Raw genomic sequence first — 8216 nt, 5'->3', positions numbered from 1 at the left:
GACGCATCAAGAAAAAGGAATAAAAATGCTGCACAAAATTACTCTGTTCTCTTAAAAATAGCATTAAATCTATTAAAAAATGAAACAACAACAAAACAAGGAATTGCCGGCAAAAGACTTAAAGCCGACTGGAATAATGACTATTTGCTAAAAGTATTAAATATTAAAGTATGAGTTTGCCCTGAATTTATTGTTCCGAAAATACAAAATATGAGTTTTTAAACTATTCAAATGAAATAATCGGGTAAAATCAGTTTTTAAGGAACAAACAAAAAGCCGATTTTATATCGGCTTTTTGTTTGCAGGATGTTATTAATTTTGGGTATAGTCTTTTATTCCGGTATAAGTCCTTGTTTCTCCGTCAATAATAACTTCAGAATCATACAATGTTGTCATTTCTTTTTTTGCCAAACGATCTAACAGTAAGATTTCAATTCCGCTGAAACCTCTTTCTTCAATTATAGGTATGCTGCCCGACGATTCTATAATTTCAGTATCTCCGCTTGGATGAATGTTTGTATATTTTTGTATAAAGAATTCAACCCTTTCTTTATTTTTTATATCTGTATTCTTTATTCCGTCAATAAAATACCAATAACCTTCAAGCGTTGTTTTATTTATTCCTGTTTGGTTTTGAGAATAAGTAATTTCTTTTTCAATAACAATAGTAAATGTTCCGTCTTTATCTATTGTTACTTTTTCAGAATAAACGTAGGTTTTGCCTTCGCCGTCTGTTGTTTCTGTCATATTTGCACCGTCATAGGAGTATGATGTAACTGTTGTTCCGTCAGGGTCTGTTTTTTTAAATTCAAACTCGGCAGATGACAAATTCCATTCGCCGGATAACCGAGCTTTTCTGCTCAATAGTGATAAGCCCGGATCGTTTTCCCCTTTTTTACATCCAATAATTGATGTGGCCAGAATCAAAAAAATTAAGCCGATACTTTTAATTGTTTTCATTTTTTTAAATTTTTAGTTAAATAAATATTTACAAAAATACCACATAATAATATATTAATCCAACTATAATTTATGTTTTTTACAAATGTCCGGGTGTTTTATATCTGAGTTTTCTGTGTTCTTTTTATTTTAAATTTGTTTGCTATCTTTCATGTCGTACATTTGCAAACTTTTATAATTCAGAAGATAATGCAAAATTTAAGGAATATAGCAATTATTGCACATGTTGATCACGGTAAAACAACATTGGTTGACAGAATACTGCATCAGGTAAAACTTTTCAGGGACAACCAAGATGTTGCAGATTTAATTCTCGACTCTAATGACTTGGAAAAAGAAAGGGGAATAACAATTCTTTCAAAAAATGTTTCGGTAAGATATAAAGATGTAAAAATTAATATAATTGATACTCCCGGTCACTCCGATTTCGGCGGAGAGGTAGAACGTGTATTAAATATGGCAGACGGAGTTTTGCTTTTAGTTGATGCTTTCGAAGGACCGATGCCGCAAACTCGTTTTGTTCTTCAAAAAGCAATTGAATTAGGCTTGAAACCGATTGTTGTTATAAATAAAGTTGATAAGCCGAATTGTACACCGGAAGAAGTGTATGAAGATGTTTTTGATTTAATGTTCAGCCTTAATGCTACAGAAGATCAGTTAGACTTTCCGGTGGTTTACGGTTCTTCAAAAAACGGGTGGATGTCTGATGACTGGAAAAAGCCGGCAGAAGATGTCAGTTATTTACTGGATGCGATATTAGAAAACATTCCTGCTCCGGAAAGAAAAGAGGGAACTTTACAATTACAAGTTACATCTTTGGATTATTCGTCCTATCTCGGAAGAATTGCTGTCGGAAGAATATCGAGAGGGTCAATTGAGATGAACCAAAAAATATCAGTTGTAAAAAAAGACGGCAGTACTGAAAAATCTGAAGTTAAGGAATTATACAGATTTGAAGGTTTAGGTAAAGAAAAGGTAAAAAGAGAAGTTGTTTATGCAGGCGAAATTTGTGCAGTTCTCGGACCCAGTAATTTTGAAATAGGAGATACTTTTGCTGATTTTGAAAACCCGGAAGGTTTAAAAACGATTAAAGTAGATGAACCTACAATGAGTATGTTGTTTACAATTAATACATCTCCGTTTTTCGGCAAAGAAGGAAAGTTTGTAACATCAAGGCACTTACGGGATCGTTTGTATAAAGAAATTGAGAAAAATCTGGCTTTGAGAGTGGAAGATACTGATTCTGCCGATAAATTTCTAGTTTTCGGAAGGGGTATTCTTCATTTATCCATTCTTATTGAAACAATGCGACGAGAAGGTTACGAATTTCAACTCGGTCAACCCCAGGTGCTGATAAAAGAAGTTGCCGGAGTTAAGCATGAACCTGTTGAGTTGTTAACAATTCAGGCTCCCGAAGCATTTTCCGGAAAGGTAATAGAGATTGTAACAAAAAGGAAAGGCGAAATAGTGAATATGGAAAATAAAAACGACAGAATGTATTTAGAGTTCAGTATTCCGGCAAGAGGCTTAATAGGTATGGCAAATTCAATTCTTACGGTAAGTGAAGGGGAGGCAATTACCGCTCACAGATTTAAATCATACGAACCGTGGAAAGGAAATATTGAAACTCGAAAAAAGGGTTCTTTAATTTCCATGCATACAGGAACTGCAATTCCTTATGCTATTGATAAATTACAGGACAGAGGACGGTTTTTTGTAAACCCCGGAGAAGAAATTTATGCAGGGCAAGTAATAGGAGAGAACACCAGAGAAGATGATATTTTAATAAATATTACAAAGACAAAGAAACATACGAATATGCGAGCATCGGGCTCTGACGATAAATCATCAATTGCTCCGGCAGTAAAGTTTTCATTAGAACAGTGCATGGAGTATATTAAAAAAGATGAATATATTGAAGTTACACCAAAGTCTATTCGATTAAGGAAGATATTGCTGAATGAACATGACAGAAAAAGAGCCGGCAGAAAAGAAGAATAAAAGTTATTTCCAAAAATATGTGTAGCCGGTTTTTAAACCGGCTTTTTTTGTTTAAGTTTTTAAGCTCCGATAAATAATTTTCCAAAATAGGTTTTGTCAAAAAAATATCTTTTCGACAAAAGTCGGCTTTAACAACTGAGATATTTTTGAATTAAGGTCGCAGTCTTCCGTAATATCTCGGAAACGGAATAGTTTCTCGGATATGTTGAGTTCCGCAAATCCATGCAACTGTCCTTTCTAATCCCAACCCGAAACCGGCATGAGGAACTGAACCGTATCTTCTTAAATCTAAATACCATTCAAATTCAGACATCGGTAAATTATGCTCATTAATTTTTTCAATAAGCAAATTAAGGTCGGTTTCTCTTTCACCACCGCCGACAATTTCGCCGTATCCTTCGGGAGCGAGAACATCTACGCCTTTTGCGAGTTCCGGAGCAGATGCATCTCTTTTCATGTAAAAGGCTTTAATTTCGTGAGGCCAATTATATACCATAACCGGAACATCAAACATTCTTGTAATTACGGTTTCGTCTGAACCGCCGAAGTCATTTCCGTATTTAAAATTCTTTGCAGATTCCAACCATTGCGGAATGTTTTTTTCTGTTTGTTCAAGTGTACTTATTTCGTTTTTTAATTGGTCAATTTTATTTTGTAAGAAATTTCGTTTGCCTTTTTTTACTCCTCCGGCAATTTCTTTTTCTCTCTCTTCAATTCCTTTTTTGTTTTCTGAGATTTGGGTTTTAACTTTTGCTAAATCTTCTTCCAGAAGTTCAATACTTGTTTTTCCGTTAACTTTTTTTGTTCCTTTAATTATTTCAACGGCTTCGTCATAAGTAAGTCTTGGGAAACCTTCTGTTTTCATATTTTCAAAAACAGAAATATCTCTGTCTAAAATAACAAGTTCTTCTTTACAGTTTTCAAGAACATCGGCAACAATATATTTCAAAAATTGCTCTATCATGTTCATATTCATGTCGTTGTCATAAAAAGCCATTTCTGGTTCAATCATCCAAAATTCGGAAAGATGCCTTCTGGTTTTTGATTTTTCGGCTCTGAAAGTCGGTCCGAAAGTATAAATTTTACCCATTGCCATTGCCATTGCCTCTCCGTAAAGTTGTCCTGTTTGTGCGAGGTATGCATCTTGATCGTAATATTTTGAGGAGAATAAAGTTGTTGAGCCTTCGGCAGCATTACCCGTAAAAATAGGAGAGTCGGTTTGAACAAAACCCTCTTTCTGAAAAAAGTTATTTATTGCAAAAATAATTCGGTTTCTGACCTTAAGAATTGCCCACTGACGCTTTGAGCGTAACCAAAGATGCCGGTTGTCCATTAAAAACTCAATTCCGTGTTCTTTGTTTGTAATAGGGTAGTCTTCTGATTTTCCAATAAGTTTTAAGTCGGAAATTTGAAGCTCGTAGCCGCCCAATTGTTTTTCATCTCTCACAATTGTTCCGGTAAGTTGAATTGAACTTTCTTGCGATAATCGTTTTGCTGTTTCAAATATATCATCGCTGACATCATCGCTGCTTACAATACATTGAGCATATCCGCTGCCGTCTCTTAAAATTATAAATTCAAGACCTTTTCCGCTGCGTTTATTGGTTACCCAGCCTCGCGTCTCAATTGTTTTGCCTTCGTAGTTTTTAAAGTCTTTAATTTGTATCATTGTAATAATCCTGTTAATTTTATGTCCTATTTCTTTGCTTTCTTTTCTCGCTTTTCAGCTTTTTTTTCTTTTGCTGATTTTTGTGCTTCTTTTTTTACATTTTTCTTTGCATCCTTTCCTTTTGCCATAACAATTGTTTTTAAGTTTTTAAATCTTGTTTATTAATAATTTTGTAAAATACAATTAATCCAATTTCAAAACAGCCATAAAAGCATTTTGCGGAATTTCAACATTTCCGATTTGTTTCATTCGTTTTTTACCTTTTTTTTGTTTCTCTAAGAGTTTTCGTTTTCGTGTAATATCTCCGCCGTAGCATTTTGCCGTAACATCTTTTCTTAAGGCTTTAATAGTTGAGCGTGCAATAATTTTTGAACCGATTGCGGCTTGAATAGGAACGGCAAATTGATGCCTCGGAATTAAATCGCATAATTTATCAGTCATTCTTCTGCCCATTCTGTATGCATTATCTTCATGTATTAAAGATGAAAGAGCATCAACACGTTCTCCGTTCACTAATATATCAAGTTTTACAAGTTTTGCTTTTCGGTAATCTGACAATTGGTAATCAAATGAAGCATAGCCTTTTGAGATGCTTTTGAGTTTGTCGTAGAAGTCGAAAACAATTTCGGCAAGAGGTAAATCAAAAGAAAGTTCTGCTCTGTCGGAAGATAGGTAATGCTCTTTTTTAAGTTCTCCTCTTTTGTCCAGACACAACTTCATAACTTGTCCGTAATAATCAGTTTGAGTTATTATTTGAGCATCAATAAAGGGCTCAAGAATTTCTTCAATTATACCGGGTTCGGGTAAGCCTGACGGATTATGAACTTCAATTGTTTCGCCTTTTTTTGTTTTTACGATATAAGAAACATTGGGAACAGTTGTAATAACATTCATATTAAATTCTCTTTCGAGTCGTTCCTGAACAATTTCCATGTGTAACATTCCGAGAAATCCGCACCGAAAACCGAAACCGAGGGCTAATGAAGATTCAGGTTCAAAAGTCAAAGAAGCATCATTCAGTTGCAGCTTTTCAATAGAATACCTGAGGTCTTCGTAATCTTCAGTGTCAATAGGATAAATACCGGCATAAACCATAGGTTTTACTTCTTCAAAACCTTCAATTGCAGCATCACAGGGATTATCGACAGTTGTTACAGTATCTCCTACTTTTACTTCTTTGGATTGTTTAATTCCGGAGATAATATAACCTACATCACCTGCTTGTAATATTTTTTTACTTTCTTGTTTTAATTTTAATACTCCGATTTCATCGGCATAATATTCTTTTTCGGTATTAACGAATTTAACGTGGTCCCCTTTGTTAATAGTTCCGTTAACAACTTTAATATATGCAATAATTCCTCTGTAAGAATTATATACCGAATCAAAAATCATTGCTTGAAGCGGTGCTTCCGTGTTTCCTTCCGGGGACGGGATATCGTTAATAACTCTTTTTAATATTTCATTAACACCCATTCCGGTTTTTCCGCTGGCTTCGATTATATCTTCAATCTTTCCGCCGAGAAGTTCAACGATTTGTTCTTTAACTTCTTCGGGCATGGCAGTATCCATATCCATTTTATTCAAAACGGGAATTACTTCCAAATCATTATCTATTGCAAGATATAGGTTTGAAATTGTTTGTGCTTGAATTCCTTGTGTAGCATCAACAATTAGAAGAGCACCTTCGCAAGCAGCAATTGAGCGAGAAACTTCATAAGAAAAATCTACATGTCCGGGGGTGTCAATAAGATTTAATTTGTACTGTTCGCCTTCAAATTCATAGTCCATTTGAATAGCATGACTTTTAATGGTAATACCTCGTTCCCTTTCTAAGTCCATATCGTCCAGAACTTGTGCTTGCAAGTCTTTTTCGGAAACGGTTTCGGTTATTTCTAAAAGTCGATCAGCCAAGGTGCTTTTACCGTGGTCTATATGGGCTATAATACAAAAATTCCTAATGTTCTTCACTCTGATAATTTAATAATGCTGAAAATACTCAATCTGCAAAAATACTGTTTTTTAGGAAATAAAAAATTGTAGTGTGTCAAATATAAGTAATCGCTTATTATTTTATCTTCACAAAAACAAAATTGTTTAATTAATGGGGTTAAAAGAGTGTTTTAATATTATTTCTTTTTAATTAATTCTCTTAGTTCTTTTATTTGTTTTTCTAAATATTCAATTTTTTGGTTTTGTTCTTGAATTGCTTTTGTCAATATAGGAACTAATGCACTTTTATCTGTTATGTACTCATCATTTTCTTCATCGTAAAAAGTAGATTCAGGAATTAATTTTAATAAATCTTTTCCTAAAAATCCTGTAATGATTTTACCGGATTCTTTTGAAGGTTTAAATTCAATGACATCAATTTTGTTTATAATTGTAATGGCATTTTTATTAAAATTTTTAATGGTTTTATTATTGTTGTTTGCAGATTTTGCTCCATAAGAAACTATTCCGCCACTGGAAGTTATTGCTCCTTGATAGGTGCCGTTTCCGTCATAAAAAACTATTTGATAATTTGTTCCGCTGCCGTCGTCTGTTCCGACACGAAGTTCTATACCTCTTCTGTTTACATTATTTCCGTCATTTGAAAATGTGCCGGCATAACCTCCGTACCAGGCAAATCCGTTATAGGCTCTGTAATTATCGGCAAAAACTCTGAATTTTGAGGATGTTTTTGCAACAAGAGGATTCTCTCCGACACTTAAAGAACCGTGTATTCTTAAATAATTACTGCTGAAATCGCCATATATTAACGGAGTTGTTGTTGCTGTATTGCTGACAAACAGCTTGTTAGAGCCTGCTTCCAGTCTTCCGGCTTCGTATCCGATAAAAACATTATCAGTGCCTGTTGCTGTTGCACCGGAGTAAAATCCTAAATAAGTATTTCTTAATCCGTGTGTATTATTAGCTCCGCTTGTACCTCCGATATATACATTATCACTTCCGGTTTGATTTCCCATTCCGGCCCAACTTCCTATAAATATATTTGTCCAGCCGGAACTGTTATTTAGTCCGCTTTGATAACCAAGAAATATGTTATGACCTCCGGATGTGTTATTAAAACCTGTTCGATATCCTAAAAATGTATTATAAATACCCGAGGTATTGTTTGTTCCGCTTTCTGTGCCTACAAACACATTGTTAACCCCGTCTTCATTTCCGGATAACCCCCCGCTTCCTGCTTCATATCCTATATAAACATTATTATCGCCTGAATTATGATTTCTTCCTGCATTAAAACCGTTAAAAACATTATAATTACCGCTTATTGCTAATTGTCCGGACTGACTGCCGATAAAAGTGTTATTTATACCGGTTGTATTTGAAAATCCGCTTTCGTAACCCAAAAATGTGTTAAAGCCTCCGGTTGTATTTGATATACCGCTGTTTTTGCCTGCAAATAAATTGCTCGAGCCTGTAGTATTGCCGAATCCGCTGGAATCTCCCAGGAAAGTATTATTATTACCTGATAAATTATTGTAACCCGTTCTGTATCCGAAAAAAGAATTGTTTCTTCCGGATGTGTCGGAAATGCCGCTTTCAAAACCACAAAATAAATTATAAAGCCCTGTTGTAA

Annotated in this window: 6 protein-coding genes; 2 read left to right on the top strand and 4 right to left on the bottom strand. The window is 34.5% G+C overall.

The genetic code is table 11. The annotated features are described in order from the left end of the window. Window positions 1-174 (top strand): ISAs1 family transposase (locus L3J35_13510; protein ID MCF6367200.1); only part of this gene is annotated, 174 nt, incomplete at its 5' end. 138 nt (window positions 175-312) lie between these two features. Here the strand turns inward: L3J35_13510 and L3J35_13505 are convergent. Continuing rightward, window positions 313-960: an RHS repeat protein gene (locus L3J35_13505; GenBank protein MCF6367199.1), complete on the bottom strand. Its 648-nt coding sequence runs from the start codon at window positions 958-960 to the stop codon at window positions 313-315. A gap of 189 nt (window positions 961-1149) precedes the next feature. Between L3J35_13505 and typA the strand changes: the two genes are divergently transcribed. After that, window positions 1150-2961, top strand: coding sequence for a translational GTPase TypA (typA, locus tag L3J35_13500; protein MCF6367198.1), 1812 nt, complete (start codon window positions 1150-1152; stop codon window positions 2959-2961). 151 nt (window positions 2962-3112) lie between these two features. Here the strand turns inward: typA and L3J35_13495 are convergent, their stop codons facing one another. From L3J35_13495 to L3J35_13485, 3 genes are all read right to left on the bottom strand, one after another. Beyond that, window positions 3113-4630 carry an asparagine--tRNA ligase gene (locus L3J35_13495; protein ID MCF6367197.1) on the bottom strand — a complete coding sequence of 506 codons (1518 nt, stop codon included), beginning with the start codon at window positions 4628-4630 and terminating at the stop codon, window positions 3113-3115. A 183-nt stretch (window positions 4631-4813) separates the two neighbouring features. After that, window positions 4814-6601 carry a translation elongation factor 4 gene (gene lepA, locus L3J35_13490; GenBank protein ID MCF6367196.1) on the bottom strand — a complete coding sequence of 596 codons (1788 nt, stop codon included), beginning with the start codon at window positions 6599-6601 and terminating at the stop codon, window positions 4814-4816. A gap of 158 nt (window positions 6602-6759) precedes the next feature. Then, a partial coding sequence (locus L3J35_13485; protein ID MCF6367195.1) for a hypothetical protein occupies window positions 6760-8216 on the bottom strand: 1457 nt, incomplete at its 5' end.

It is taken from the genome of Bacteroidales bacterium (genome assembly GCA_021648725.1).
Lineage (GTDB): Bacteria > Bacteroidota > Bacteroidia > Bacteroidales > JAADGE01 > JAADGE01.
The sequence above is the reverse complement of the archived record's forward strand: the minus strand, read 5'-3'. Positions and strand labels throughout refer to the sequence as shown.

What these genes read in the sequence shown, in the direction of transcription:
- L3J35_13505 (MCF6367199.1), bottom strand. Translation starts at nt 960, where the DNA reads ATGAAAACAATTAAAAGTATCGGCTTAATTTTTTTGATTCTGGCCACA.
- typA (MCF6367198.1), top strand. Translation starts at nt 1,150, where the DNA reads ATGCAAAATTTAAGGAATATAGCAATTATTGCACATGTTGATCACGGT.
- L3J35_13495 (MCF6367197.1), bottom strand. Translation starts at nt 4,630, where the DNA reads ATGATACAAATTAAAGACTTTAAAAACTACGAAGGCAAAACAATTGAG.